Source organism: Streptomyces anulatus, assembly GCF_014650675.1.
Taxonomy (GTDB): Bacteria; Actinomycetota; Actinomycetes; order Streptomycetales; family Streptomycetaceae; genus Streptomyces; species Streptomyces anulatus.
Genome location: NZ_BMVK01000046.1, coordinates 1 through 576, shown reverse-complemented (window position 1 = coordinate 576; position 576 = coordinate 1). Strand labels below are relative to the sequence as shown.

At 72.2% G+C, this 576-nt stretch carries 1 pseudogene; it reads right to left on the bottom strand.

The annotated features are described in order from the left end of the window. Window positions 1-576 (bottom strand): annotated as a pseudogene (locus tag IE272_RS38540) (hypothetical protein); the annotation flags it as partial.

Below are 576 nucleotides of genomic sequence, written 5' to 3'. Positions count from 1 at the left end.
CGTCTTGGGTCGCGGCTGGAGTCGGGTGCGGGTGCGTGTGGGGGTGTGTTCGGTGGCGATGAGGGTGCGGATGTGGTCGGTGAAGTCGGGGTCGGTGAGGGGAAGGTCGAGGCCGTCGACGTAGCCGACGGCGGCGGGTGCGTAGTCGAGGACGGCTCCGACGACGGCCGGGACGGGAGCGGGACCGGTTTTGAGGGCGCCGAGGATGCGCAGGGCGGTCGGCAGGAGGCTCGCGTCCGTGGTGGAGACGGCGTTGAGTGCGGCGGTGACGGCGAACGGGACGGCGTCGGGATCGGCACCGGGTCCCTCGCCGGGTGGGACGGGCTCGTCGGTTGAAGGGATGTTCTGGAGGAGTTCGGCCTGTTCGTGCCACCACCGGGCCGGGGCATGTTCGCCGAGGGCGCGGTGGTGGAGGTAGAGGCAGTAGGAGGCGGCGGGGTCGCCGGCTCCGGCGGCGTACTGCCACCAGAACCGGGCGTTCTCCTCGGACTCGGCGAGTTGGAGGATGCAGCCCAGGACGCGGGCTCCGGGGGGCTCGGGGAGCTGGGGTGTGAGGAAGGTGCGCAGGGTCCGCAG